Source organism: Halopseudomonas sp. T1L2, assembly GCF_055397385.1.
This window is the reverse complement of record NZ_AP040865.1, coordinates 1140922-1167289: the sequence shown is the minus strand read 5'-3', so window position 1 is coordinate 1167289 and position 26368 is coordinate 1140922. Positions and strand designations below refer to the sequence as shown.

20 protein-coding genes and 1 pseudogene are annotated in these 26368 nt (G+C 61.5%); 10 read left to right on the top strand and 11 right to left on the bottom strand.

Annotated features, from left to right (window positions below; genetic code table 11):
* The first annotated feature begins 569 nt into the window (after positions 1 to 569).
* The gene (locus ACZ5WQ_RS05460; protein ID WP_228245051.1) at positions 570 to 1535 is read left to right on the top strand and encodes a calcium/sodium antiporter; all 966 of its coding nucleotides are present in this window, start codon (positions 570 to 572) and stop codon (positions 1533 to 1535) included.
* 144 nt (positions 1536 to 1679) lie between these two features.
* Here the strand turns inward: ACZ5WQ_RS05460 and ACZ5WQ_RS05455 are convergent, their stop codons facing one another.
* Positions 1680 to 2564 carry a LysR family transcriptional regulator gene (locus ACZ5WQ_RS05455; protein WP_228244821.1) on the bottom strand — a complete coding sequence of 295 codons (885 nt, stop codon included), beginning with the start codon at positions 2562 to 2564 and terminating at the stop codon, positions 1680 to 1682.
* A gap of 105 nt (positions 2565 to 2669) precedes the next feature.
* On the opposite strand from ACZ5WQ_RS05455, the gene ACZ5WQ_RS05450 reads away from it, so the two are divergent.
* Both ACZ5WQ_RS05450 and ACZ5WQ_RS05445 read left to right on the top strand, forming a co-directional pair.
* Complete coding sequence (locus ACZ5WQ_RS05450) at positions 2670 to 4196, top strand: NADH-quinone oxidoreductase subunit L (protein ID WP_464383318.1); 1527 nt, start codon at positions 2670 to 2672, stop codon at positions 4194 to 4196.
* Entirely contained in the window at positions 4193 to 6643 is a 2451-nt protein-coding gene (locus tag ACZ5WQ_RS05445; protein WP_464383317.1) for a YbcC family protein, read from the top strand. Before ACZ5WQ_RS05450 ends, ACZ5WQ_RS05445 begins: the two co-directional genes overlap by 4 nt.
* 138 nt (positions 6644 to 6781) lie before the next feature.
* Here ACZ5WQ_RS05445 and ACZ5WQ_RS05440 read toward each other — a convergent pair whose 3' ends face one another.
* On the bottom strand, positions 6782 to 7639 hold the full coding sequence (locus ACZ5WQ_RS05440; RefSeq protein WP_464383316.1) for a DUF6671 family protein: 858 nt from the start codon (positions 7637 to 7639) through the stop codon (positions 6782 to 6784).
* A 97-nt stretch (positions 7640 to 7736) separates the two neighbouring features.
* Here ACZ5WQ_RS05440 and ACZ5WQ_RS05435 point away from each other — a divergent pair, with 97 nt between their 5' ends.
* A complete protein-coding gene (locus ACZ5WQ_RS05435; RefSeq protein WP_464383315.1) occupies positions 7737 to 8657 on the top strand; it encodes a LysR family transcriptional regulator in 921 nt (306 codons plus the stop codon).
* Positions 8658 to 8664: 7 nt separating this feature from the next.
* Here the strand turns inward: ACZ5WQ_RS05435 and ACZ5WQ_RS05430 are convergent, their stop codons facing one another.
* Positions 8665 to 9609 carry an L-threonylcarbamoyladenylate synthase gene (locus ACZ5WQ_RS05430; RefSeq protein WP_464383314.1) on the bottom strand — a complete coding sequence of 315 codons (945 nt, stop codon included), beginning with the start codon at positions 9607 to 9609 and terminating at the stop codon, positions 8665 to 8667.
* Between the two features lie 198 nt (positions 9610 to 9807).
* On the opposite strand from ACZ5WQ_RS05430, the gene ACZ5WQ_RS05425 reads away from it, so the two are divergent.
* Positions 9808 to 10764, top strand: coding sequence for a sensor domain-containing diguanylate cyclase (locus ACZ5WQ_RS05425; protein WP_338213281.1), 957 nt, complete (start codon positions 9808 to 9810; stop codon positions 10762 to 10764).
* Between the two features lie 60 nt (positions 10765 to 10824).
* On the opposite strand, the gene ACZ5WQ_RS05420 is transcribed toward ACZ5WQ_RS05425, so the two are convergent.
* The 4 genes from ACZ5WQ_RS05420 to ACZ5WQ_RS05405 all read right to left on the bottom strand — a co-directional run bounded on the left by ACZ5WQ_RS05420 (position 10825) and on the right by ACZ5WQ_RS05405 (position 14619).
* Positions 10825 to 11526, bottom strand: a complete 702-nt coding sequence (locus ACZ5WQ_RS05420; protein ID WP_228244828.1) for an SDR family NAD(P)-dependent oxidoreductase — start codon at positions 11524 to 11526, stop codon at positions 10825 to 10827.
* Complete coding sequence (locus tag ACZ5WQ_RS05415) at positions 11526 to 12050, bottom strand: DUF3833 domain-containing protein (RefSeq protein WP_233049717.1); 525 nt, start codon at positions 12048 to 12050, stop codon at positions 11526 to 11528. Before ACZ5WQ_RS05415 ends, ACZ5WQ_RS05420 begins: the two co-directional genes overlap by 1 nt.
* A gap of 530 nt (positions 12051 to 12580) precedes the next feature.
* Positions 12581 to 13951 (bottom strand): heavy metal sensor histidine kinase, encoded by a 1371-nt coding sequence (locus ACZ5WQ_RS05410; RefSeq protein ID WP_464383313.1) that lies wholly within the window; start codon positions 13949 to 13951, stop codon positions 12581 to 12583.
* Positions 13948 to 14619 carry a heavy metal response regulator transcription factor gene (locus ACZ5WQ_RS05405; protein ID WP_228244831.1) on the bottom strand — a complete coding sequence of 224 codons (672 nt, stop codon included), beginning with the start codon at positions 14617 to 14619 and terminating at the stop codon, positions 13948 to 13950. The genes ACZ5WQ_RS05410 and ACZ5WQ_RS05405 overlap by 4 nt, the downstream gene beginning before the upstream one ends.
* 142 nt (positions 14620 to 14761) lie before the next feature.
* Here ACZ5WQ_RS05405 and ACZ5WQ_RS05400 point away from each other — a divergent pair, with 142 nt between their 5' ends.
* The 4 genes from ACZ5WQ_RS05400 to ACZ5WQ_RS05385 all read left to right on the top strand — a co-directional run bounded on the left by ACZ5WQ_RS05400 (position 14762) and on the right by ACZ5WQ_RS05385 (position 17907).
* Positions 14762 to 15256 carry a GlcG/HbpS family heme-binding protein gene (locus ACZ5WQ_RS05400; protein WP_228244832.1) on the top strand — a complete coding sequence of 165 codons (495 nt, stop codon included), beginning with the start codon at positions 14762 to 14764 and terminating at the stop codon, positions 15254 to 15256.
* A 33-nt stretch (positions 15257 to 15289) separates the two neighbouring features.
* Positions 15290 to 15700: a hydroxyisourate hydrolase gene (gene uraH / locus ACZ5WQ_RS05395; protein ID WP_088274177.1), complete on the top strand. Its 411-nt coding sequence runs from the start codon at positions 15290 to 15292 to the stop codon at positions 15698 to 15700.
* 259 nt (positions 15701 to 15959) lie between these two features.
* Entirely contained in the window at positions 15960 to 16826 is an 867-nt protein-coding gene (locus tag ACZ5WQ_RS05390; protein WP_269687302.1) for a phytanoyl-CoA dioxygenase family protein, read from the top strand.
* Positions 16827 to 16866: 40 nt separating this feature from the next.
* Positions 16867 to 17907, top strand: a complete 1041-nt coding sequence (locus ACZ5WQ_RS05385) for an MBL fold metallo-hydrolase (protein ID WP_464383312.1) — start codon at positions 16867 to 16869, stop codon at positions 17905 to 17907.
* A 1-nt stretch (position 17908) separates the two neighbouring features.
* On the opposite strand, the pseudogene ACZ5WQ_RS05380 reads toward ACZ5WQ_RS05385, so the two are convergent.
* From ACZ5WQ_RS05380 to ACZ5WQ_RS05370, 3 genes and pseudogenes are all read right to left on the bottom strand, one after another.
* A pseudogene (locus ACZ5WQ_RS05380) lies at positions 17909 to 18397 on the bottom strand (winged helix-turn-helix transcriptional regulator).
* A 156-nt stretch (positions 18398 to 18553) separates the two neighbouring features.
* The gene (locus ACZ5WQ_RS05375; RefSeq protein ID WP_464383311.1) at positions 18554 to 20356 is read right to left on the bottom strand and encodes an acyl-CoA dehydrogenase; all 1803 of its coding nucleotides are present in this window, start codon (positions 20354 to 20356) and stop codon (positions 18554 to 18556) included.
* Positions 20357 to 20472: 116 nt separating this feature from the next.
* Positions 20473 to 23103 carry a LuxR C-terminal-related transcriptional regulator gene (locus tag ACZ5WQ_RS05370; RefSeq protein ID WP_464383310.1) on the bottom strand — a complete coding sequence of 877 codons (2631 nt, stop codon included), beginning with the start codon at positions 23101 to 23103 and terminating at the stop codon, positions 20473 to 20475.
* Positions 23104 to 23347: 244 nt separating this feature from the next.
* On the opposite strand from ACZ5WQ_RS05370, the gene ACZ5WQ_RS05365 reads away from it, so the two are divergent.
* Positions 23348 to 25195, top strand: coding sequence for a sensor domain-containing diguanylate cyclase (locus ACZ5WQ_RS05365; RefSeq protein ID WP_464383309.1), 1848 nt, complete (start codon positions 23348 to 23350; stop codon positions 25193 to 25195).
* Between the two features lie 40 nt (positions 25196 to 25235).
* Here ACZ5WQ_RS05365 and ACZ5WQ_RS05360 read toward each other — a convergent pair whose 3' ends face one another.
* Complete coding sequence (locus ACZ5WQ_RS05360) at positions 25236 to 26327, bottom strand: AI-2E family transporter (protein WP_464383308.1); 1092 nt, start codon at positions 26325 to 26327, stop codon at positions 25236 to 25238.
* Between the last annotated feature and the right edge of the window lie 41 nt (positions 26328 to 26368).

The window sequence follows — 26368 nt, the reverse complement described above, 5'->3', positions numbered from 1 at the left end:
CCATACTCTGGCCCATACTTTAGCGCTGGAAGCGGTGAGACGTCAAAAGACGATGTGTTAATAAATATCGTTTTAAAACAATGGATTGTGTCTATATTTTGGATTGTGCGAGATGTGATGAGAGCCTAAAGCTACGGACTGTCCCTCCGCCATACAATCAAAGAACCCGGCCTCGTGCCGGGTTTTTTGTTTTTCACGAGAGTTCGCGCTGAGATATCTGGCACGATCGACTCCGTGTTGCAGGCGAGGAGCGTTATTACTCTGCCATGGCGGCCGCGCAGTGGGGGGCATCGTGCACCGAATTACCCGGTCTGTTCCTCTGCCACCTTTGCCATCTTCCGTCCTGAAGCCCCGTATACAGGGGCTTTGTTGTATCCAGATCTGCCTATCCGTTATTTCGATACGGTATGGGTGGCGCTGTATGTGATTTGTTCCTGTCTTCTGATAGCTTGGCGTGGACCAGCGGGCGTTCGTGTGCCGGATGATGCAGGCACGTGGCACGCTGGCAGGATCTGCAGTTTTGTTCGTTGTCGATAACCCTCTATTTTCTCAGCGAGTTAAATGTCTATATGACGCTGGCAATCATTGCTGTTGTTCTGGGTTTGGTTCTTCTTGTCTGGAGTGCTGATCGTTTCGTCGAAGGATCGGCTTCAACCGCTCGCCATTTCGGTATGCCGCCGCTTCTGATCGGCATGGTGATCGTGGGGTTCGGTACATCGGCCCCTGAGATGGTGGTATCGGCGCTGGCTGCCTCCCAGGGAAACCCGGGGATCGCACTGGGCAACGCGTATGGCTCAAACATAACCAATATCGCCCTGATCCTCGGTGTGACCGCATTGATCAGTCCTATTGCCGTCCATTCGCAGGTGCTTCGCAAGGAGTTGCCGATTCTGACGGCGGTGACTGCGCTGGCTGCATGGCAGTTATGGGATGGTCATATCTCCCGACTCGACGCCGTCATATTGCTGTGCGTGTTTGCCGGCTTGATGGCCTGGACCATCTGGCAGGGGCTGCGCAAGCAGAGTGACGCGCTGGGAAGCGAAATGCAGCAGGAGCTGGACCAGAGCGTCATGCCAATTCGCCGCGCGGTTTACTGGCTGATTCTGGGGTTGGTACTGCTGATTGTCAGCTCCCGGATCCTGGTTTGGGGGGCCGTCGAGATCGCGCACGTGTTTGGCGTGAGCGACCTGATAATCGGCCTGACAATTGTTGCGGTGGGCACGTCGCTGCCTGAGCTGGCGTCTTCGGTTATCGCGGCCCGCAAAGGCGAGCACGATATCGCCCTCGGCAACATTCTGGGCTCAAATCTCTTCAATACCCTGGCTGTGGTTGGCATCGCAGGCATGATTCATCCATTGTCTGTCGGGCCGGAGGTATTCAACCGAGACATGCTGGTGATGATTGCGCTGACCGTATCGCTGTTTGTGATCGGCTACGGGTTTCGTAGCGCCGGGCGTATCAACCGTGTGGAAGGGGCTGCGTTAATGACAGCCTATGTGGCCTACACGACCTATCTGATCAGCACTGTATTCTAGCGCCGGAGTATGTCCGGCTTGTTCTGACTCGCAGCCTGAGATGCCGCGGTGGCCACAATTAGCTGCCGCCCGCCCGACTTTGCTGAAGCCGGGCGGGACTTTGCCGGGTTCTTGTGTTTCTGAGCATGGGAGAGCCTTGGCCGGTCACGCTTCCTGCGCTGCCTGCTGGAGCAGCTCGTCCAGGATACGCAGCCTGAATTGGCGCTCCAGGGTGACCGCAAAGAATTGCTCGGCAACGTCGGGTACCTCGGCGTAGAGTTGCAGCGCGCCGCTGCGCAGTTCGTCCTGCACGACGACCGCCGGCAGCAGGGCAACGTCACCGGAATCCCTGGCAAGCAGGCGCAGCATGGCCATGTCATCCACTTCTGCACATATGGTCGGTTTGAGGCCGTTGCTGTTGCAGTACACCTCGAATTGGCTGCGCACATCGCTGCTGGGGCCTGGAACGATCAAGCGCACCCGTTGCAGATCGCGCTGCAGATCAAACGGGGTTGCATGCTTGCGGGGCGGGCCGATCAGGCACACTGCCTGACGGGCGAGCCGGCGACATTGCCAGTTGCGATGGCTATCTGTGCTCACCGCCTTGTTGGTAAGCACGACGTCCAGTTTATGCACGGTGAGGCGCTCGAGCAGGTCATCGATGCTGCCGGATTCCAGCGTGATGCGCAGATCGTCACGACCGAGAAAGGGTCGCAGCAGGTTTTCCTGGAAGTTCCGCGACAGCGTAGCCACCGCACCAATACGCAATATCCTGCTGGCCTGCCGGCTGCTTTGCAGTGTGGTTTGCAGTTCGCTGCCAAGGGCAAAGATGTTTTCGGCGTAATCAAGCACCAGCTGGCCTGCTTCGGTGAGCTGCAGGCTCCGCCCGGCGCGCAGGAAGAGTGCATGGCCCAACTGATCTTCCAGCGCGCGGATCTGGGTCGACAGGGCTGACTGGGATACATGCAGGCTTTCGGCAGCACGTGTCAGATTGCCTTCTTTGGCGACGGCCCAAAAGTAGTGCAGGTGGTGGAAATTCAGTCGACGCATCAAGTTCATTCTCTTTAAGTTAATAATCCATTCTTATCTATCTATTTTTATTATTTCAAGCACTCCCCGACACTTGGCCAGTCACGTTGTTGCGGAGTGCCTTTCATGCCGAGTTTGTCCATTTCCCTGCTTCAGTTGCTGCCGATGATCTATGCGGCGGCGCTGCTGCCGGTTGTCCTCGCACGCTCCGTGCGGGCTTTATGGTTGCCTGCACGCGTTGCGGCTTTTCTGGCCCTGCTGTTTGTCGTCATGGGCGGATTTGAGGCAGCCTCTGAAGGGCTACGCAATGATCGCCTGGGGTTATTGATGGCAGGTCTGATTGGTCTGCTGGCCATGGTGATCGTCGAGTATTCCCATCGCTACCTGGAGGGTGAGGCAGGGCAGCGACGCTACGTACTCTCGTTGCTGGGGACCCTGGCCTGCGTAGCTACAGTGGTGACCAGCACCGACCTTTATGTGCTGGTGGGTGCCTGGATCCTGTCCAGTCTGTGCCTGCATCAGTTGTTGACCTGCTATCGCGATCGGCCACAGGCAATTGTGGTCGCGCACAAGAAATTTCTCGCCAGCCGGCTTGCCGATATTTGCATGCTGATGGCGACTGTTCTGCTTGTGCGAGCAGCGGGCGACAGCAATATCGCCGTCATCCTGCAGGTGCTTGACGTGCGCTTGCAGGCCGATGGTCAGCCAGGCTGGGACATGCAGTTGGCCGCTTTGCTGCTTGCCATGGCGGTGATTCTCAAGTCGGCACAGCTGCCGGTGCATGGCTGGCTGATTCAGGTAATGGAGGCGCCGACGCCAGTATCAGCTCTGCTGCATGCAGGCGTAGTCAATCTGGGTGGTTTTCTTCTGCTGCGCTTCGCACCGCTGTTTTCCGTAACGGTACCGGCGCAGACCCTGCTGGTAGTGGTCGGCGGTTTAACCGCAATGCTGGCGGCACTGGTCATGATGACGCGGGTAAGCATCAAGGTACGCCTGGCCTGGTCCACCTGTGCGCAGATGGGGCTGATGCTGCTCGAATGCGGGCTTGGGCTGTGGGAACTGGCGCTGGTGCACTTGCTGGCCCACTCGCTCTATAAAGCCTATGCCTTCCTGGCAGCCGGAGAAACGGTAGCTCATGCGCGTCATCACGCGCTGCATCCGAAAGTTCCGGTTCCAGCGCTGAGCAGCCTGCTTGTGGCCATTGTGTTGGCTGGCGGCGTGCTGATTGCACTGCAGGCGTTCGTGACGAACCTGTTGCCGGGACATCAATTGCCCCTGGTAGCGTTGGCCATCCTGGCCGTTGGTCTCGCACCCTGGTGCCTGCGTCGCGGCCAACTCGGGTACGGCCTGCTGATGTTTTGCCTGCTGCTTGGCACTTATCTGCTCTGGCATGAGATCGCCGGATGGATACTGGCGCAGCAGTTGAGCCCGGCCCCTGCCGCATTGAACATCTTCGCCGTTGCGCTGTTTCTGACGTTGTATCTGATTCAGGCCCAGATTCTGGCCAATCCTGCGGGTGCTTTGGCCAAGCGTCTGTATCCGCTGGCATTCGCCGGTTTCTCCCTTGATGAACACTTCACCCGCCTGACCTTCCGGGTATGGCCTCCGCGCCCGCTGCACCCTGTTGCCCCGACTCATGGAGATCGCCAATGACCGCGTTTGAATCCTTCACCGGCCTCGACCGGGACGCACTGCACGATGCCGTTCGTCAGTCTTGTGCGAAGATAGCGCCGACCTGGCCGCTGGACCGCATGATCGCCGTCAACCCGCTTTGGGAGCGCAGGGAGCAGGCGTGGCATAGCGTCGCCGAGCAGCTCTGGCAGCGCGCAGGTATCAGCCTGACCCTCAAGCCCGACGACTACCGCAGGGCCTGGCATGACGGGGTCATTGCCGAACGTCATCTTCTGCAAGCGCAAACCGAGCAGGGGGGATCACTCAGCGTCGAGCAATTGTTGCGGGCGCTGGATGAGTCGCCGGCCGACCTCAACGGGCTGCCGCTGCTGGAGGATATGGCCGATCCCGGTATTACGCTGCCGGGATGGCCGGTACTGATCAATCAGCAGATTGGTCAGTGCTGTGCGGCCTGGTTCGACCACGAACAGGCAGACTGGCGGCCAGGCGAAAGCGCCGGTCTTTACCAGGCCTGGCGCGCCAGCATGCTGGAGGACAGGGGATTGAGTGTGCTCAGTGCCTGCCCGCAACTGCATCAGCGTATTGAAGAGCTGCCTTGCGAACCGCTTGCCGCGCTGGCGTTTGCGGTGGAGCGTCTTGGGCTCAAGCCGGATGAGTGGCACCTGTGGTTCGATTGTTTGCTGTTGCGCAGTCTGGGCTGGGCGTCCTGGTGTGCCTATCTGCGCTGGCAGGCCCGATTGCAGGGGGAGGACGATCACTCCGTCATGGCGCTGCTGGCAATCCGCGCGGCCTGGGAGTCGTTGGTCGATGATCGTCAGCGCGGCAACGGCAGCCGTTGGCAACAGTGGCGTGCGGACTGGCAGGCCCGTCTGCACCAGCCGCCATCGGCTGCCTGGCGCGCTTTGCAGTTGTGGCAGCGGGCCGAGGAACTGTCGTGGCAGGAGCAGTTGCATAACCGGCTGTGTCAGACGCAGCCGTCAGCGACGCCCGAGGTTCCGGTAGCCAAGCTGTTCTTCTGTATCGACGTGCGTTCCGAGCCGATGCGGCGGGCGCTGGAGCAGACCTGTCCGGCAATCGAAACGGCGGGCTTTGCCGGCTTTTTCGGGCTGCCGATTGCTTACACGCCGCTGGGAACAGGAGCGACACGCCCGCAGCTACCCGGTCTGCTGGCGCCTCAGCTCCAGGTCAGTGACAGCAGTGGCGATGCGGCAAGGGATCAGCGTCTGACCCTGCTGCGTCAGAGCCGTTTGACCCGCCGGGACCGCTGGCGACTGTTCGAACGACTGCCCGCTTCAACCTTTACCCTGGTTGAGAGTATCGGACTGGGATACGCCGGTGCCTTGCTGGGGCGTACCTTCGGGATAACAGGCAACGACGTTGAGCCGCACCGCAGCGCCCTGCAGCTGCGCGAGTGGGCCCAGCTGGCACCGCAGCTACCGGCCATGACAGCAGCGCAGAAGGGTGATCTGGCCGAGCGTATTCTCAAGGCCATGGGGATTTACGGAGCGGTGCCGGCACTGGTTGTGTTACTCGGACACGGCAGTCAGAGCAGTAACAACCCGCAGGCAGCGGGCCTGGATTGCGGCGCCTGTTGCGGGCAAAGCGGCGAGGTCAATGCGCGTCTGCTGGCCAGACTGTTCAACGAACCGGCTGTGCAGGCACAGCTGCGCGAGCGGGGCGTCGACCTGCCACCCCAGTTTCATGCTCTGGCCGGGTTGCACAATACAACCACGGACGAAATTCGGATTTTCGATCCTGAGGCGATTCCGGCGGCCCTTCAGGCCAATTGGCAGCAATTGCGTCAGGCGCTGGATACGGCCACAGCCAAGGTGCGTCAGCAGCGAGCCGCCGGACTTGGAATGGAAGCACTGCAGGACCAGCCTGACAGGTTGTTGAGCCGCCTGCGCCGGCGTGCGCGCGACTGGGCCCAGACCCGGCCGGAGTGGGGGCTGGCCGGCAATGCGGCATTTATTGCCGCGCCGCGTTCCAGAACCCGTGGTATCGATCTGCAGGGGCGTGCCTTTTTGCATGACTATGACTGGCGTCAGGACGAAGGCGGCGGGGTGCTGGAGCTGATCATGACCGCGCCGATGGTGGTAGCCCACTGGATCAACCTTCAGTACTTCACGTCCACTACGGACAACCTGCGGTTCGGCAGTGGCAACAAGCTGCTTCACAACGTGGTGGGGGGGCATATCGGCGTGTTCGAGGGGAACGGCGGCGATCTGCGGATCGGCCTCGCCAAACAATCGCTGCACGATGGCAAGCAGTGGATGCATCGGCCGCTGCGGCTGCAGGCCGTGATTGAAGCGCCCCGGGCGATGATCGATGAGGTGATCTCCACTCATCAGGCGGTGCGTGACCTCGTCCACAATGGCTGGCTTGAATTGCTGCGCATGGATGGCACGCCGCTGCGGCTGGAGCGTCGCACGGCCGGGGGCTGGCAGCCGCTGCCCGGGTTTGAATAGAGTGGGTGGTCGCGCTGTACCGCCAAGCGGTGCAGCGCGCCTGGAATTCGGGCAGTTGGTTATCTGTCCGGGTGCGACATGATGTTGGCTGCAGCTTATGCAGGAAGGGTATGGCCGAGCGCCGGTCGGCCATTGTCGTCACGGATTGCAGCGTTCGCAGTGCCCGGGGTCGGCGAGTTGGTTGGTAGCGATGCGTTCCTGGTACTCGCACGCGGGGCATTCCCAGATATAGGCCGCCGCCAGGGGAGTGCTCAGGTCGCAATCGGCACATGACAGGCCAGGCTCGCTGCGTGCGATGGCGTAGCCCGGCGCACTGCAGCGAGGACAAAGACTGCCCAGCTGTTTTGCCAGTTGCTCGCCTGCCTCGCGGATCATCTGCTGGCGCAGGGGGTTGAGGTGGGCCCGCATGTCGGTTTCGAGCCAGACCGCTGGGTGCTGAGTGAGCAGGGTAGCGATCTTGTCCAGCAACCAGTCGCGGTCGCGGATGCCTTTCTGGAACCAGGGTTCATCCGGTCGCCCGAGAATCAGTGCATGTGAAGGGAAGCGGGTCCTTTGCATGAAGGATTCTGCGGCCTGCAGGCTGTCGATCTCGCCCTGCGCATAATTGGTAGCCCCCGAGCTGGCCATGACGTAGACGGCATACTGGCGTTCGTTGTCCCACAGGCAAAGGATCTCGTAATTCCATGGCATCCAGCCAAGATGCGGATCGGGGCCGAAGCTGCCTTCGCTGCCCAGACCGTAGCGCGTTGCTGCCAGAGAACAAGCCAGTTTTGCCTTGCGAAGTGCGGTGTCGTGGGCACTGCCCTGGCGTGGTATTTCCCGGCTGAAGGTGCCGAAATTATCGGTGTCGTAGCTGCTGATCGGCTGGACATCCAGACCCAGCGGAGCCAGGGCATCGGAGACCAGATGCGCCTTGTCGTGGCAGGTCAGGAAAGCGACGCAATGCGCCGGAGATTGGGCCGCTTGATGCGCTGGACGGGCGAAAGTGATGTTCATGAGCAAGGTCTCCTTGCAGGGATCTTGCATGCAGTTTGAACAGTAATGGCTATAGTAAAAAATAGATTATTTGACAGGAAACCATAGTCAAAAAGCTATGAAAAGACAGCATTTCCACACGCGCCAAACGACCTTCAGACAGCTGGAAACCTTTTTGGTGGTTGCCGAGCGTCTCAGCGTAACGGAGGCGGCACGCGTGCTGCATCTGGCCCAGCCGTCGGTATCGACACAGATTGCCAAACTGGAACAATCGCTCGGTTTGAAGCTGTTCGAGCAGATTGGCAAGCGCCTGCATCTGACCGATGCCGGTAAAGAAGTGCAGGCTGGCGCCCGGCAGATTTTTGCCGCGCTGGATCACCTGGATATGCGCCTGGCCCACCTTAACGGCCTGACTGCAGGCCAGTTGCGTCTGGGCGCCGTTACCACGGCAAAGTATCTGGTACCGCGCCTGCTGGGACCGTTCTGCCGTCAGTATCCCCAGGTCGAGGTGGAGTTGAATATCGCCAACCGCTCCGAGGTGATTCGCCGCCTCGAACGCAATCTGGATGATCTGTATGTGTTCAGCCAGCCACCCAGACACCTTGATCTGGATGTCATTCCCCTCGCTGACAACCCGCTGGTAGTTATTGCGCCTGCAGGGCATCGGTATGCCGGCAAACGCCTGCGCTGGGAGCAGCTTGTTGATGAGCCCTTCCTCAGCCGAGAACCCGGATCGGGCACAAGGCTGGCTATCGAGGAGCACTTTGCCCGTTTTGGCTGGACTGTGCGTCCGCAGATGACGATCGAAAGTAATGAGGCGATCAAGGAGTCTGTCGCCGCAGGGTTGGGCATCGCCATTCTGTCACGCCATACCCTTATTCATACCGCGCCTGGCAATCTCGTCGAGCTTGAGGTGGAGGGGTTTCCGATTCCGAATCGCTGGTACCTGGTGCGCTGGCGAACCAAGAACCCGTCTCCCGCCGCGCAGGCATTCAGCCGTTTTGCCGAGATACCATCCGATACGCCAGTTCTGCCGTAATAGCCACTCAGTACAGGCGCTGGCTGGCACGCGCCAGTCGGTCGTGCACTGCAGCCCAGGCCGCGTCCGACGGCGGCAATTGAATATACAGGCGCGTCAGGTCAAGCGCGTCCAGCTCATAGAGTGCTGCATACAGGTTGGCTGCATAAACGTGGGGATCTGCGCCGAGGTCCAGTGCCGGGCCATGGGTGGGTTGCGCGTTTGTGCACCATAGCCAGCCACAATCCGCCGACCCAAGCGCTTCAGTTGGCGTCTCCCGGAACGTCAGCGTGATGGTTGTCGGTGCATAGTGCCGGTGGTGCTGACCCGGTGCACGAGGGCCACCGTCCCGGTCTGCCAGCGGCTGACCCAGAACAGCTTCCAGTGCAGACTGGCCCAGCATGCCGGTGCGCAGCAGGCGGGGGCTATCACCCGGAAGAACGCTGACAATGGTCGATTCCAGACCTACCTGGCAGCTTCCTCCGTCGAGAATCAGCAGGTCACTGCCGGCAAACTGCTGCGCCACATGGGCTGCACAGGTCGGGCTGATGGACATGTAACGGTTGGCCGACGGCGCAACCAGAGCACCGCCAAATGCGCTCAGCAGCGCCCGTGCTGTGGGATGAGCCGGAACCCGCAGGGCGACGCTGTCCTGGCCGGCGGTGACCAGACGTGATACCTCGTCGCGTGCGGGCAGGACCAGTGTCAGCGGTCCCGGCCAGCACGCGGCCATCAGCTCTTTGGCTGCAGTCGGTACGACAGATGCCCACTCAGTGGCCTGTGCGGCGTTTTCCAGATGCACGATTAACGGATTGTTGCCAGGGCGGCCCTTGAGTGCGAATACCTGTTGCACCGCCGTGTCCTGACGGGCATCAGCGGCGAGTCCGTAGACCGTTTCGGTGGGCATCGCGACCAGTTGGCCGGCGCGCAACCGGGCAGCGCAGTCGTTGAGGTTCTCGGTAATTCGGGGCATTGGAGCAGCGTGTCTGTGGTGGCGGAAAGCTCGGCATTATACGCCTTTGGCTGCGTCAGCGGATCTTTGCGCGGCGCTTGTGCGAAGAGCTGGGGCTGATAATGGCGTATTCATAAATGCCCGGGAGAACAGGGTTGCTGATATGCTTGCCCGGTTGGGTTCGCGTTACGCGCACTCGCCGGTTTCTAGGGGTGAATAATGGCCGCTGAAGTAGTAGTCGAGCGAGTAGGGAATGCAGGCGAAGGTGCCACTGACGGCTTCTTTCGTGCGGTACTGGACGGTCTGGAAGACCAGATTGCCGTGCTTAATGAACTGGGCGTAATCGTTTTTGTTAATCACACCTGGCGCACTGTGGCACAGTCCAATGGCGTGGCTCCGGAGTTTGACTGGACTGGGCAGAATTATCTCAGTGTCTGCCGTTCGGCCATCCGTTGTGGAGACGCCGATGCCTCATCCGTCGCGGATGCACTGGAAGATCTGATATCCGGTCGCGCGGAGACCTTCTATCACGAATATCCGTGCCATACCCCTGAAGCGAAACAGTGGTTCATTCTCAGGGGCGCACGTACCCTTTTTTCAGGCAAGGTTTACGTCGTCCTCAGTCATCACAATATCACCCGTCGCAAGCTGAGCGAGCAGGCAGCCGAACACTCAGCTCACCACGACCCTCTGACCGCACTGGCCAACCGCCGCGGTTTTCAGACCTTCCTGGCCAAGGCGTGGCGTCGTGCCCGGCGTGCGATCAGCCCCATCAGCGTGCTGATCATCGATCTGGACAACTTCAAGTCTTTCAATGACAGCCTGGGCCATCTTGAAGGAGATCAGGCACTGGTGAAAGTCGGCGCAGTGCTGGCGGCGTGCGCGCGCCGGGAAACAGATATGGCGGCGCGCTTTGGCGGCGACGAATTCGTGCTGGTGATGCCGGATACCGATGCCGCCGGGGCCGAGACAGTTGCGCGAAAAATCGTTGACGAGGTTAATCGTCTGCACCTTGTTTGCGCTGATGGGGTTCAGGTCAGAGCCAGCGTCGGTTTGGCAAGTCGCATTCCCGAGCAGGCGCAGGACTGTCCTGATCGCTATGCGCTGCTGCAGCTGGCCGACGATGCCCTCTACAAGGTCAAGGACAGTGGCGGTGGGGCTGTGCGCCAGGGCTAGCGAGAGGGAGGTGCGCAGCAAACCCGACTCTCCAGCCATGCAGCAGCCCTCGACTGCCGGTTACCACTCGATGCGCTCGCCGTTGTAAGTGAAAAAACCGCCGCTATCGGCTGGCGTGCCGTTGTCGATAACGGCCAGCAGCTCCCGGGCCGCCTGTGCGGCGGGACGCGCTGCAGCGGCGCCACGAAACGGCTGGGACAGCGCTGACTGGACGGTGCCCGGATGCAGACTCAGCAGCCGCGCCCTGGGCGCACGTCGAGCCAGCTCGATGGAGGCGGTTTTGATCAGCATGTTCAACGCCGCCTTGGACGCGCGATAGGCATACCAGCCACCCAGCCGGTTATCACCAATGCTGCCGACTTTGGCAGAGAGCAAGGCCATGGCGCCCTGAGGATCCAGCAGCGGCAGGAAATCGCGCAGCAACAGCGCCGGCCCCAGCGTATTGACCTGAAAAACCGCCTGCAGGGCGTCTGCATCCAGTGCTGACAGGCTCTTTTCCGGCCGGATGCCCGGGCGATGGAGCAAGCCGCTGCTGACGATGATCAGGTGGTACGGCGCGTGCTGTGCAACGGCCTCAGCAGCCCGGGGAATGGAGGCTGCATCTTCCAAATCCAGCGGGGGCGCGCTGTTGCGGCTCAAGCGCGTCACCAGCGCACACCCCGGATCAGCTTCAAGCGCATCACAGAAGGCCTGACCCAGCGCGCCGCTGGCGCCGATGACCAGTGCGCGATACCCGTTGCCGAATGATTTAAGCGCTGTCATCAGTTCTGGCGACGGAAGAACAGGGTTACCTGGCCCAGCTCGACGCCGAACTTCAGCATGCTTGATCGGTTGATCAGGGTATCTTCGTCCATCAGGTACATCCAGTCGTCAAAGGTCACCACATAGGTAGTGTCGTCGACCGGCAGGTTGAGCTGGTATTGCCAACGCAGGGCGTTACCCGCCAGTTCACCGATGGCTTCGCCGACCACGTCATCGGCGGTACCGCGCCAGCGGTCGGTGCCATCCGGGGTCAGGGTCCAGACCCGCTGCTGGGTGGTGCCGTCGCTGTAGAGAAAGCGCTCATCGAGAATCAGGCGATCGCCGTCGCGTTGGCTGGTGATGTCGACATGGAAGCGCTTGATGACCTGACCGCTGCGGTCCTGGAAGATGCCCCAGGCCTCGACGGGCCGGTCGAAGAAGCTGATCAGATCCAGTTTCGGTTGTTCGCCTGCATAATCCTGCACCGTGACGCTGCCGCAGCTGGCAAGCCACAGACAGCAAAAAAGCACCAGAAGCCGTTTCATGTTCCACCTCGTATTCGGGTCAAGATTGCCTGATACCGTTAACTACGCCAACGCACCAGGGCGTGGCCGGACGAGCACCGGGCGCTAACGACAAATCCTATACGTAATATTTGTGATGTACAGTATTTGAATAACTTTTACCTGTACCTTTATCGGCACAAACCCGCGCGATGGTTGTTTTACCGGGGATGGCGTGAAGGCAGGAAAGCCGTAGAGGCGAGGTTGTACAACGGCCTGGCAGCGAGCTGAAAGCGAGGAGCGGGGTGACCGTCAGCGAGGCTGACGGTCGGGAGTGGCAACGACAGGGCTTACTGGCGTTCGAGGTGCTTGGCGTGCATCTGGCGCAGACGTTCGCTGCCATCTTCGGCGTGGGCAGACAGGGTGGTCATGAACAGGGCAGACAAGGTCAGGGCAATCAGGTATTTCATCGGGGATTCTCTCCGGGCTGTGCGCGGTGACCGTCACCGCATTGCCTGGCCACGATAGGGCACCGCCGGGAACCGCCGGATGACCCGGGGATTACAGTGTTGTCATGTTGTGGTGTGCGGGAACACCAGTTCAAACCGTACGCCGTCGTCCTCGTTGGTGACGCTGGCGTAGCCACCATGCTGGCGCATGATTGCCTGCACTATGGCCAGCCCCAGCCCGCCGGTGCTGCCCGGCGCGCTGCGCGAAGGGTCAGCCCGATAAAAGCGGTCGAACAGGTGGGCCAGATGGGGCTGTTCAATGTGGGCGCCCCGGTTGGTTACCGCAAGCACACACTGGCCTTCGCTGTGGGCGCTGCTGATGGTAATGTCGCTGCCGGTATCGGCGTGACGGATGGCGTTGGCAATCAGGTTGGCAAGGGCCCTGGTCAGCATCTCCGGGTCGGCCTGCAGGCTTCCCTGACAGTGGTTTTGCAGCCTCAGACCGTGCTCCTCGGCCATGTCCTCGAAGTAGTCGCACAGCCGTGCAGTCAGATCGTGCAGATCGACCGTTTGACGTTGCACTGCGGTGGTCGGGTGCTCACTGCGGGCCAGAAACAGCAGGCTATCGATCATTCTCGCCAGGCGTTCAAACTCCTCCAGGTTGGACTCCAGCACCTGCTCATAGCGGTTGACCGAACGGGCCTTGCTCAGCACCTGCTGGGTCTGGCCTATCAGGTTGTTCAGCGGGGTTCGCATCTCGTGGGCCAGATCGGCCGAGAAGCGCATCAGCTGTTGATAGGCAGCGTCGATACGTGTCAGCGCCTGATTCAGGTTGTGCTCAAGCCCATCGAGTTCGGCGTAGGTACTGCCGGTGTGCAGGCGGGTGTGCAGCCGAGCGGCATCCAGCTCGGCGGCCTGTGCCGCGAGTTGGCGCAGCGGGCGCAGACCGCGACGGCTGATCAGGGCGGCAAGCACAAAGCTGAGCAGGCCCGCGCAGAGCAGGGCGATGACCAGATTGTTGCGGTAGGCCGCCAGCATGTTCTCGCGCTCGCTGAGCAGATGCCCGGCCACCAGCGTCAGCGTCTGGCCGTGGATACGGCTTTGCTGGGTAACCAGTCGATAGGATGGCTCACCCGAGCCCTCGTGAAAATGCGGCTCCGGGCCGGCGTGCAGATCCGGTAATGGCAGTTCGCGGGGATTGATGCTGATCAGTACCGTGCCGCTGCTATCGAGCACCCAAAGGAAATGTTCGGTATTGCCGAGCATGTTGGCGTACAGCTCGGGTCGTGCACGCAACGCCTGTATATCCGCTGCGTCGCGCAGCAGGTTCGCCATGCGGTCGAGCCGTCCGAGCAGGGTCTGGTCATCGCGCCAGGCAATTTCCTGCTGCAGCGAGCGGTACAGATACAGACCGATGCCCCCGAGCACCAGCAGGCTGACCAGTGCGAAGGCCAGCGCAAGGCGCAGGCTGAGTGAGCGCCGCCAACGGTTCATGGGGCCTCGTCCAGCTTGTAACCCATGCCGCGTACGGTGTGAATCAGCTTGAGATCAAACGGGTCATCAAGCTTGGCGCGCAGACGGCGCACGGCAACGTCAACCACATTGGTGTCGCTCTCGAAATTGATATTCCAGACCTCCGAGGCGATGCGGCTGCGCGACATGACTTCACCGGGGTGGCTGACCAGCAACTGCAACAGTGCAAATTCGCGGTTGGTCAGATGAATGCGCTGGCCCTGGCGGTGTACCTGTCGCCGCAGAAGGTCGACCTGCAGGTCCGCCAGCCGGTAGAACTCGACCTCACGCAGGGGTGCCCGGCGCAGCAGGCTGCGCACGCGGGCCAGCAGTTCGGCGTAGGAGAACGGTTTGACCAGATAGTCGTCGGCCCCCAATTCCAGACCCTTTACCCGGTCCTCAACGCTGTCGCGGGCGGTCAGGAACAGCACTGGCGTGTCGGCGCGGCTGCGGATCAGACGCAGCAACTGCCAGCCGTCCATACCGGGCAGCATGACGTCGAGTATCACCAGATCAAAACGGTCTTCTTCCATCAGATGGCGCGCATCAAGGCCGTTGAGCGCGATGTCGACCTGAAAGCCGGACTCGCTCAGTCCGCGTTGCAGGTACTCGGCTGCCTTGGGTTCATCTTCTGCCACCAGAATGCGCATCGTGTTCTCCTCGTTCAGGCTGACAGAGTAGAGCCAAGCGCGCCGGATGCCCATTACAAAAGCGTAATCTGCCGGCAATGCTACCGATGGCCTGGGCGCTGCAGCATGCGGCTGTGCTTGAGCAACCCAGGAGATTCCGCAGATGCACATATCCAAACCAGTCCTTGCGCTGGCCGTCGGCCTTGGCGCCGGTGCCGTGCAGGCCGACACCGTTGCCATTGCCAGCCGCCCCGACCTCACGCTGTCACTGGCCAATCAACTGGCCGATGCCACGCTCGCGGCCTGCCACGCCCGGCAGCGAACCGCTGTGGTGGCCGTGGTCGACCGGTCCGGCCAACTGGTCAGCCTGCAGCGTGACGACAACGTAGGTCCGCACAACACCGTTGCTGCCCAGCGCAAGGCCTTTACCGCGCTGTCGACCAAGACACCAACGCTGCTGCTCGCCGAGCGAGCCCGAAGTAATGCTGATGCTGCCAACCTCACGACCCTTGATGAGCTGTTGCTGCTGGGTGGGGGTGTGCCCGTGCTGGTCGACGGCGCAGTCATCGGCGCGGTGGGCGTGGCCGGTGCTGGCGGCGCCGAAACCGATCAGGCCTGCGCCCAGAGCGCTATTTCACAGGTATTCCCGGCGCAATAACGCGCATTTATCTCACTGTCTGGAGTTATGTTGATGAATCGTATCCTTGTTACCGCTGGCGCTGTGCTGCTGGCAACCATGAGCAGCCTGGCCGCCGCCGCGAACAACCCGCTCAGCGTGCACGTACTCAATCTTGAGAGCGGCTTGCCGTCACCGGACGTTCAGGTAACGCTGGAGCGTCTGCAGGGTGAGCAATGGCAGGCACTCAGCGAAGGTGTGACCAACGCACAGGGCCGCATTACCGGGCTGTATCCGGACGATCAGACGCTCACGGACGGCACCTACCGCGTGACCTTCAAAACCGGTGACTGGTTTGCGAAGCAGCAGGCCAAGACCTTCTTCCCGGAAGTGCCGGTGATCTTCGAGGTGGATGCCTCTGTACCCCATTACCACATCCCGCTGCTGCTCAGCCCCTATGGGTTCTCAACCTATCGCGGCAACTGAGCGATTGGTGCCCCCTGGGGCGCTGCCCGCCGGTAGCGCCCCAATCATTTGTTCTCTGAATAGCCCCTCAACAGCAGACTGACCAGTCCGGTAATTGGCAGGATCGTCCGCCTTGTGCCCCTTATCAGGGGAGCCAGCCTCTCTACAATGGGGTATCGCCGCGCTGCGCTTGGCGCGGTCATCGCATCGTTCACGTCCACCGATGCCGACAGGTGCCTCGCATCTGCGCGTCGGCCAACAACGACAACAGGGGGCGGGCATGAGTCAGCGTGTGTTATCCGGTGACAGTGAGTACCTTAAAAGCGGCTACGCCAAGGCTTACCAGTCGACTGCCGGCAGTCAGGAGGCGGTCGATGCCGCCGAGCTTGAGCGGCTGCATTCAGCACTGTTGCGCGACGGCTATGTGATTCTGGAGCGAATTGTCCCCGAGGCACAGGTCGAGCAGATCAGCGCCGAGTTGCGCAGCCTGTTGCCCGCGCACTGCGGGCGCAACGATTTCGAGGGCACGCTGACCCAGCGGCTCTACGCGGTGATTACCAAGACCCTGGCCTGCAACCCGCTGGTGGAACATCCGCTGGTGCTGGGGTTGCTGGATCGAGTACTGGCGCCGAATTATCTGCTGTCGCAGTTGCAGGTGATCAACATTCTGCCCGGCGAGCAGGCGCAACCGCTGCATCACGACGATGCCTTCTACCCGGTGCCGCGTCCACGTCCGCATTTCGGCGCGGCGACCATTATCGCGATGGACGACTTTACCGCCGACAACGGCGCAACCGTGGTGATCCCCGGCAGCCATACCTGGGACGGTCATGCGCCAACGCCCGACGACTGCGCCAGGTCGATCCCGGTGATCATGCCCAAGGGTTCGATGGTGCTGTTTCTCGGCACCCTCTGGCATGGCGGTGGCGCCAACCAGAGCGCCGCACCGCGTCTTGCCGTGACCGCGCAGTACTGCGAGCCCTGGGTACGTCAGCAGGAGAACTTCAGCCTGTCTGTTCCGCTGCCGCGCGCCCGCGAATGCAGTCCGCATATTCAGCGGATGCTGGGATATTCGATCCACCCGCCGTTCATGGGCATGGTCAACGGCATGCATCCCAGGCGGCTGCTGGAAGACAAGCCCAGCTGACCCACTCCTCACTCACTCCTGATCAAGAAGCAGTAACGCTATGGCTACAGACGGTCTGATTTATCCGCTTACCACACCCGCACTGGGCGCGACGCTGGAGGTGCAGCCGGGCGTGCTGTGGATTCGCATGCCGCTGCCGTTCAGGCTGGATCACGTGAACCTTTGGGCGCTGCGTGACCGAGATGGCTGGACGCTGGTCGATACCGGCGTCTGGACAAAGCAGGCGATGGCCGTCTGGGAACAGCTGTTTGATGAGGTATTGGGTGGCCTGCCGGTGACGCGCGTGATTTGTACTCACCGCCATGCCGATCATGCCGGTCTGGCCGGCTGGCTGGTCGAGCGTTTTGGCTGCGAGCTGTGGATGCCGCATATCGAATATCACGCCTGCAACGCGGCGCGGCTGCAGGGCCGGGAAGCCCCCGAGGTGGAGCTGGCGTTCTACCGTCGTGCCGGCTGGAATGACAGCGCGCTTGCTTACTGGCGCGACAACTACGGCGGTATCTCCAGCATGGTGCACCCGTTGCCCGAGCGCTTCCGCCGTATCGGTGACGGCGACGTTCTGAGCATTGGCGAGCACGACTGGCAGGTGATCGTCGGTCAGGGCCATACCGCCGAGCATGCCTGCCTGTATTGCGCCGAGCTTGGGTTATTCATCTCCGGCGATCAGGTATTGCCGCTGATTTCATCCAACGTATCGGTGCAGGCCCGCGAGCCGGATGGCGACCCGCTGGGCGAGTGGATGGTCTCAATGCGCCGGATTCGCGACAGGGTCAGGGACCGCGTGCTGGTGCTGCCCTCCCACAACGATTGCTTCCGCGGCCTGCACGCGCGAATCAATGATCTGGTAGACAGTCAGCAGCGCCTGCTGGAGCGGCTGCATGCCGAACTGCGCGAACCCCGCCGCAGTGTCGATATTTTCGAGTGTCTGTTTGGTCGGCCGATTGGCATGGATGACGGCATCGTGCTGGCGCTGGCGACCGGTGAAAGCCGCGCCAACCTCAACTGCCTGATTGCGCAGGGCCAGGTCGAAATGCAGCGCGATGCCCACGGTGTGGAGTGGTATCAGGCCTGCGGGCACTGAATCAGGTGGTCAACACTGGGCGAGCGTGCTTACAGCCAAGCCGCTCGCGCATCGCGTCGCTGGCGGCCGGCCCCGGCTGCAGTGTGCACTGTTGCGGCGCGAGCACGCGGCCATCCTCCGGGTCGGTAAAGGCCAACTGCAAGCGCCTGCCGATGTCACGATCCGCCACCTGCACGCTTTCGCCCTCAGCGGCATAGTGGCGATTGCCCCAGTCAACGAAGGCAAAATCTTCCCCCTTGGCCGTCGGCACGCTCTAGTAGCGCAGTGGCCGCTGGCTGTAAGGCACCCGTTCCAGCATCCCGGCCTCGACCAGTGCGCTGAGACGGCGGGTCAGCATGTTCGGTGCAATGCCTAAACTCTGAGAGAACTGGTCGAACCGGCGCAGCCCTTGCAGGGCGTCACGCATCGGCAAAATACTCCACCACTCGCGAACCTGATCCAGGCTGCGGGCAATGGGGCATTCGACGTGGGTGAGCTTGTTTCGCTGCATGAATGTGATCGTCCGGTTGCATACAAGATACCGTCTTGGGGGACTCTGTGCTTGATGAGGTACAGGGGAGGGAGTGTAGGAGGGAAAAGCAGATGGCGCGGGCGGCGGCGTGGAGCCGCCCGCAACCTTTCCGATTTCAGGCCCTGAGGCCCAAACTCAGAACCAGGCGTCCTGCATGTCGTAGGTCAGGCGGTTGCCGGTGCTCAGCAGGCGAGCCTGGCTGGCGAGGCTGGCCAGTTCCCAGTCCATGAAGTAGCGCGCAGCGTGCAGCTTGCCCTGGTAGAAGTCGGCCTCGCTGCCTTCTGCGCCAGCCTCCAGCGCGCGTTCGGCCACCAGTGCCTGACGCAGCCAGATCCAGCCGACAACCACGCGACCAAACAGGTCGAGGTAGGCGGTGGCGTTGGCCAGACCTAGGTCGACGTCAGCAGCGACCTGTTGCAGCAGATCGCTGCTCACCTGGTCCAGAATGCCAACCGCGTCGTTCAGCGCCGCAGCCATGCCAGCGCACTGCTTGCTGGTGCCGCCTTCGGCAACGCTGGCGCGCGCTGCGGCGAGGAACAGGCGGTAGCCCTTGCCGCCGCGCTGGCTCAGCTTACGGCCCAGCAGGTCGAGGCCATGGATGCCTTCGGTGCCTTCGTGGATCGGGTTCAGGCGGTTGTCGCGGTAGTACTGTTCCAGCGGGTATTCGCGAATGTAGCCGGAGCCGCCGAGGATCTGGATGCCCAGATCGGAGGCGATCACGCCGTACTTGGACGGGTAGGATTTGACCATCGGAATCAGCAGATCGAGCAGTTCGTTTGCGTCTTCACGCTCGGCCTCGGTCGGCGCGGTGTGCGAGTCCTCGAACAGGCTGCTGGCGTACAGGCACAGGCTCAGGCTGCCCTCGGCATAGACTTTCTGCTGCAGCAACATGCGGCGCACGTCGGCGTGCTGAACGATGCGTACCTGCGTCGACAGCGGGTCCTTGCTGCCCGGCAGGCGACCTTGCGGGCGCTCGCGGGCGTAGTCCAGGGCGTGAATGTAGCTCTGATACGCCAGAACCGAGGCGCCGAGGGCAACACCGATACGGGCTTCGTTCATCATCTGGAACATATACGACAGGCCCTTGTTGGCCTCGCCGACCAGATAGCCGACCGCACCGTCCTGCTCACCGAAGCTCAGTACGGTGGAGGTGGTGTTGCGGTAACCCATCTTATGCAGCAGACCGGCCAATGCGACGTCATTTCGCGCGCCCAGGCTGCCATCCTCGTTGACCAACACCTTGGGTACCAGGAACAGTGAGATGCCCTTGACGCCAGCCGGTGCGCCTTCGATACGAGCCAGCACCATGTGTACGATATTGTCGGTCAGCTCGTGGTCGCCGCCGGAGATGAACATCTTCTGGCCGAATACGCGGTAGCTGCCATCTGCTGCCGGGCGCGCGGTGGTGCGGATGTCGCCGAGGGCAGAGCCCTGACCCGGCTCGGTCAGGGCCATGGTTCCGCTGTAGCGGCCGTCCAGCATCGGCGGCAGGAAACGCTCGCGCAGCGCATCGCTGGCGAAGCTCTTGACCAGGTTGGCGGAGCCGATGGTCAGGAAGGAGTAGCCGGAAGTAGAAATGTTGGCGGCGCTGAAATACGCAACGCAGCTGCGCAGGATGACTTCCGGCAGCTGCAGGCCGCCGTCTTCGGCGTCGTGGTGCGCGGCGTGGAAGCCGGCTTCGGCCAGAGCATCCCAGGCGGCTTTGGTTTCCGGAATCAGGGTGACCTTTTCGCCGTCGAAGGTCGGCTCGTTGGCATCGCCTTTCTGGTTGTGCGGAGCAAGAAATTCGGCAGCGATGCCGCGGGCGGTCTCCAGCGTGGCGTCGAAGACGGCGCGGTCGTGCTCGGCGTAGCGCGGGCGTTGCAGCAGCGCCTCGGTGTCGAGCATTTCGTACAGCTGGAAATTCAGCTCGCGTTCGTTCAGCAGTTTGTCGGACATGATGGCCTCGTCGGCAGGGTGGATCACAGGCAGACGTTGTAACAAGCTGGACGCGGGTTTGCGTCAAACCACGGGTGGATTTGCAGGTTGAATTTTGGGTGGAGACGGGTGGAGATTCAGGTCAGCAAATTCAGTGTGCGGGCAATCTGAATGGCCTGCTGCCGCTCGGTGGCTCCGAGTTTGCGGAACAGGTTGTTGATGTGGGTCTTGACCGTGCTGAGGCTGACGTTGAGACCCTCGGCAATCTGCTGATTTCCCTGGCCGCGGGCGATCCGCTGCAACACGTCCTGCTCACGTCGGGTCAAGGGATCGATCAGGGTTTGCTGCGGATCGGCGTCAGCAAGCAGGGCCTGCAGTGGATTGAGCAGTTGCTTGCTGGTCGGCAGGTCGGGCAAGCCTTGCTGGCGCCGGAAGGCAGGTGACAGCAACTGACGCAGCTCGTTGCGCAGTTCCGTGCCTTCGTGCTGAAGCAGCTGGCCCAAGCGGTGGCCAAGGCTCAGCTGCAAAGCCTGCTCCAGCGCCGAGTACAGTTCGGCATGCTGATGCCCGTTTCGGGCGATCCGAGCGTTGAGCAGATGCACCTGCAACGCGAGCAGTCGGTTGCCCTGTGCGCTTGCCTGCTCCTGCAGCTGGTGGGCTAGCGCCTGCGCCGTTCGAGTCTCCCCCTGATGGCAGAGCACCCAGCCGTGGGCCAGGCGTTCTTCGTAGTGCAGTGCCTCGCCGTAGTGCTCTTCACACCAGGCCCATTCATCCAGCCACTGGGCAATGGCGGGCTCGTTCTGCTGACGCACCGCCAGCCGCACCCGCCAGGCGCCGGCAATGCGATAGATACCGTACAAGCGGTATTGCCAGGCCAGTCTGCGCGACTCATCCCAGAGCTTGATTGCCTGCTCGGGCTGACCCCAGGCGTCGTACAGACAGGCCTGATGATGCAATACCCAGGGCAGGGCTGCGCTGTGCACCACCTCCAGCGCGGCTGCCTCGGCCTGGGCCAGCTGCTGGCGCGCTGCCTCGAATTTGCCTTGCTGCATCTGGACCAGCGCCTGGCCAATGTTGAGGAACAGGTCGTAGAAGGTGTTGGAAGTGGCTGCCGGGTCGTGCTGCAGCATGCTCTCCAGGCGCTGGTCAGCCTGCAGGGTATCGCCGCGGGCAAGATCGATCTGGGTCAGCAGCAGGTGCAGGTTGTGGGTGTAGCCGCGGAAGGCGAACTGGGTCAGTTGCTCCAGTGCCTCATGGGCCGCCTGCTCGGCGCAATCCAGGTCGCCGAGCGCCAGCAGGCAACTGGCGCGGTTGTAGAGCAGCACAGCGCTGGCGGCAGTGCGCTGGGGCCAGTGACGCATGCAGCTGTCGGTCAGACGCAGACCATGCCGGTAGTTGCCGCCCAGTACGGCAAGTCTGCTGCGCAAAAAGGCAATGGTCTGGAACAGCCGCTCGGGGCGATCGGCGGGTACCTGCGCCTCACGCACCAGGCGTTGCAGGAGCAGCAGGCAGTGGCGCGCACGCTCGATATCATTGGTGGCGATTACGGTGCTCGCTTCGGTGATCGCCAATGTCAGGTGATCGGTGTCACGGTCGGGCAAGTCCATCAGGAAGTCGACGATGGAGTCGACCTTGCCCTCGCGCAGCAGGTCAAAACTGTGCTGTTCGACCTCGGCCAGCAAGCGGTTGTAATCGCCGCCGCGCCCCAGCTGGTAGACCGCCTCGCCATAGCAGCGATGCTGCAGCAGCCAGTCGGCAGCCTGCAGATGCAGAGCACGCAGTGACGCTGAGTCGCGGCGTTGCAGGTGACGAAGGCAGGCGCTGCGCAGGGCGGGGTGGTAGCGGTGGGTCAGCACATCATCGGGGTTGGGCTGAATGAACAGGTCGTGGCGAGTTAGCCAGCGCAGGGAACGCTCAGGCTGCTCGTGCCCGCTTAGCAGGGCGGCCAGCTCCGGGTTGAACCCACTGACCACCGCTGTCTGCTGAAGAAAGTACTGTATTTTGGGCGGCAGACCCTGCAGCAGCGATTGGCTGAGGTAGTCGGCGATATATTCGCTGGCGTCTGCGTTGTCGGCGCGTGCTGCCAGCGCAAGCAGCACGCCGCTGATCCAACCTTCGCTGCTGGTGCGCAGCTGGTAGATGCTGTCGTTATCCAGCAGGGCGCCGCGTTTACTTGCCAGTTGTGCGATCTGGGTGTTGTCGAGCGACAGCTCACTGGTGCCGATCAGCTGTAATTGCTGGTCCCGGCGCAGGTGCGCTATTTCCAGTTCGGGTAGTCCTTCGCTTGCCGCGACGATCCTTAGCTGGGGTGCGGCGAAGCCAATCAGCTCATTAAGCAGCCGTCGGGTGCCGGACGAGCGCAGCAGATGAAGGTCATCGAGAAACAGGGTGAAAGGCCGGGAACGGGCCTCGAGTGCATTGAACAACGCGGTGCCGAGTGTCTGCTCCTGTTCAGGGGACGACGGCAGCAGGCCGAACAGGGCAGCGAGATGCTGCAGAAACACCGCTGGCTGGTTGTCTGCGCTGCAGCATCGCAGCCAGCCCCAGTCTTCGTCCATGTTGATGGCGCAGGTTGCCATCAGTGTCGTCTTGCCGTAACCGAGGGGGCTGGTCAGCAGGGTCAGACGGTTGCCTGATGCGCTCAGGCGCTGGATCAGTGCGTCGCGTTCAAGCATGGCTTTGGGTAACGGCGGCGGGCGCAGGCGTGCGCGGTTGAGTATGACCGCTGGCGCTGTTATCACGTTGCCTGATTGCTGCAGCTCTGTCATTGACCTGCCCGTTACCCTGAACAAGGTGGCCATTATACGGCTGGCGCGCATTCCGCATAGACCTGGGGCATCTCTTGATCCAAGCGGCCTTGCGCCATCACTGATCAAAACTATGCTTCAAGAAACTGCAATATAATTCCAGGGCATAGCGAGTTTGACCTCCGCAAGCAGTGCTGACGCGGAGATCAGTGTGTGCACCGACTCGTTGTAAAGAGCGGATTTGAGTCAATGAGGGATGTGTGCAATGGCCAGGCACATGAGCGGCAACAAGGAAGAATTGCGCCACGACGCCGAGGTGGTCATCCACCTTGCCTCACCTTATTCGCTCGCCGAGTGGGATGGCGCGCTGGATGCGGTCGTCGGGCCTGACACCGCGATGCGGATCACGCAGGGGGCCGGGCTCGGTCTGCTGGTTTCACCGCTGTCTGCCCGGCGTCTTGATGAGCTGCTTATCCAGTTGTCGAAAGGTCGCAACAGACGTCGCCAGATGATCTTTCTGATTGGCGAGCGCTGGATACTGCTGTCATTCGACGGTGTGCGTCCGGGGCCCGGACTGGTGCGGGTGCACTTGCAGGACGTTACCCCACTGAAGCACGGAGAGCGCGCCGAGCACGAAGCTGGTCAGCGTCTGCTGACCGCACTGGAAACCGCCTGCATAGGGGTGTGGGAATGGTATCCGGGTGATTCGTTCATAGCCCTGTGCGAGCGTCTTGCGCAGTGGCTGGGGGTGGGCGCACATGCCTGCGAGCTGTCACTGGACGCATGCCTGGCGCGGGTGCATGAGGGTGATCGGCAGCGACTGATTGATCTGGTGCGAAGCAGATCGTTCAGTCGCTCTACCAGCGAAATTCACGAAGTAGAACTGCGCGTCAGCGTCGGTGGGGATAATTACCGCTGGATCGTGGTTGCAGCAGCATCACTGCCAGCGGAGGAACAGGGGGTGTATGCACGGCTGTGCGGCAGTATTCGGGATGTGACTGAACTGAGACGACTTGAGCTATTGGATCTGCGCCAGCAGCAATTGATGTCGTTGGCGGCCGAGGTTCAGCAGGCCTTTCTGGTGGATCAGAGTCTGGTGGCGGCCTGCGACCGATTGTTTGAGCCGCTGCTGGCAATAACGGACAGTCAGGTCGGCTTTATCGGCATTCTGCGTAACAGCGAAGACGGTTCGCAGTATCTGGAGGTGCCCAGCATCTCCAATATCAGCTGGGATGACGCCAGTCGCGCCTGGTATGCCTCCCACCGGGCCGAGGGGCAGTCCCTGCGCTTTCACTCGCTCAACAATCTGTTTGGCCATGTGGTAACCCACAATACAGTGGTCTGCACCGATATGGTCAGCCGTCATCCGGCCAGTCGGGGGCAGCCGTCCGGGCATCCGTCGATTGATAATTTCCTGGGCATTCCGCTGCGATTCAATGGTGAGGCTGTGGGGATGATTGCGGTTGGCAACCGGGAGGGTGGTTACAGCGGCGAACAGATTGAGTTGCTGGCACCGTTCGCGAGCGTGCTGGGCACCATGATCCGCGCCCGCCAGCTGGAAGAGCAGCGCGATTTAGCCGAAGCTGCGCTGTTGCGTGAGGCAACCCATGATGCCCTCACAGGACTGGCCAATCGCAAATTGTTTTTCAGCATGGCCGACAGTCTGTTCGAGCAGGCATTGCGCTATGGCCAGCAGGTCTCGCTGGCGGTCATGGATGTCGATTTTTTCAAGTCTGTAAACGATAAATTCGGTCATCAGGCGGGAGACAGGGTTCTGCAGGTATTTGCCCAGACACTATCCGATGCGGTTCGGCGGTCGGATGTGCATGCGCGGGTAGGGGGAGAGGAGTTTGCGGTGTTGCTGACCCAGACGTCAGAAACAAATGCGCTCGATGTGCTGGAGCGATTTCGGCTATCGCTGCAGGCGTGCTGCATCCAGCTCGACGACGACATCGAAATCGGCATTACCGTCAGCATCGGCTACTGCGACTTTTTTGATGGTCTGCACGATGTTGATAACTGGTTCAATCTTGCGGATCGGGCGCTTTACCTTGCCAAAGCGCAGGGGCGTAATCGGGTGGTGCCATGGACGCCCGTTCAGACGGGCAGCTAGTGCCCGTTCCGAACGGCGACCGGAAGCGAGTGAGCTCCCGCTACTGCGGGTCATCGGCCTGCGGCGCCGGCTTCTGTGCCGGTGCATCGGCCAGCGGGTTGAACTCCTCGGCAAAGATCTGCCAGAAGGCAATAAACAGCGCTGCAATCAAGGGCCCGATGACAAAGCCGTTGATGCCGAACAGGGCGAAGCCGCCGAGGGTAGACAACAGCACCAGATAGTCCGGCAGCTTGGTATCACGGCCAACCAGCAGCGGGCGCAGCAGGTTGTCGACCAGGCCGATTACCAGCGCGCCGAAGGCGATCAGGATAATGCCCTGGGTCCAGTGCCCGATTGCCAACAGATAGATCGCGACGGGGCCCCAGATCAGGCTGGCGCCGACCACCGGGATCAGCGACAACATCATCATTACCACACCCCAGAGCAGCGCACCGGGGATGCCCAAAGCCCAGAAGATCAGCCCGCCCAGTGCGCCCTGAACTGCGGCGACCACGAGGTTGCCCTTGACCGTCGCCCGGGTGACCTCGGCAAACTTCCCGAATAGCTGGTATTCGCGCTCGTCACCCAGCGGCAGGGCACGAACCAGCATGCGTACCAGCTCTGGACCGTCGCGCAGCAGGAAGAATGCCAGATAGAGCATCAGCGCCAGACTGGCGAAAAAGCTCAATGTGCCCTGGCCCAGCTGGAACGCGTTCTGGGCGAGGAAGCGGCTTGAGGTAACGGCGGCGTTGGTGGCAAGGGCCTTGACGCCTTCCAGGTCAATGTTGAGACGGTGAAACAGGCTTTCGACCAACGGGAAGCTGGTCTTCAGCTTTTCCATGATCGCTGCCGGGTCCAGCTTGCCGGTCTGTACCCGTTCATAAAGGGCATGGCCTTCCTGAACAAACGAGGTGATAACGAATACCGCTGGCAGGATGCACAACGCCATGCACACCGTCAGGGTCGCCAGGGCTGCCATGTTGTCCCGGCCGCTCCAGCGCTTGCTCAAGCGCAGCTGCAATGGGTGGAACAGCAATGCGATCACGCATGCCCAGAAGACGGCGCCGAAAAAGGGTTTGAGCAGATAGAGAAACAGCAAGGTTACAACGACCAGCATCAGCAGAAAGGATCGTTGTTCAAGTTTTGCCTGCATTGGCTCGGGCTCCTGCCATGGAAAACCCGATTTGAGCAGAA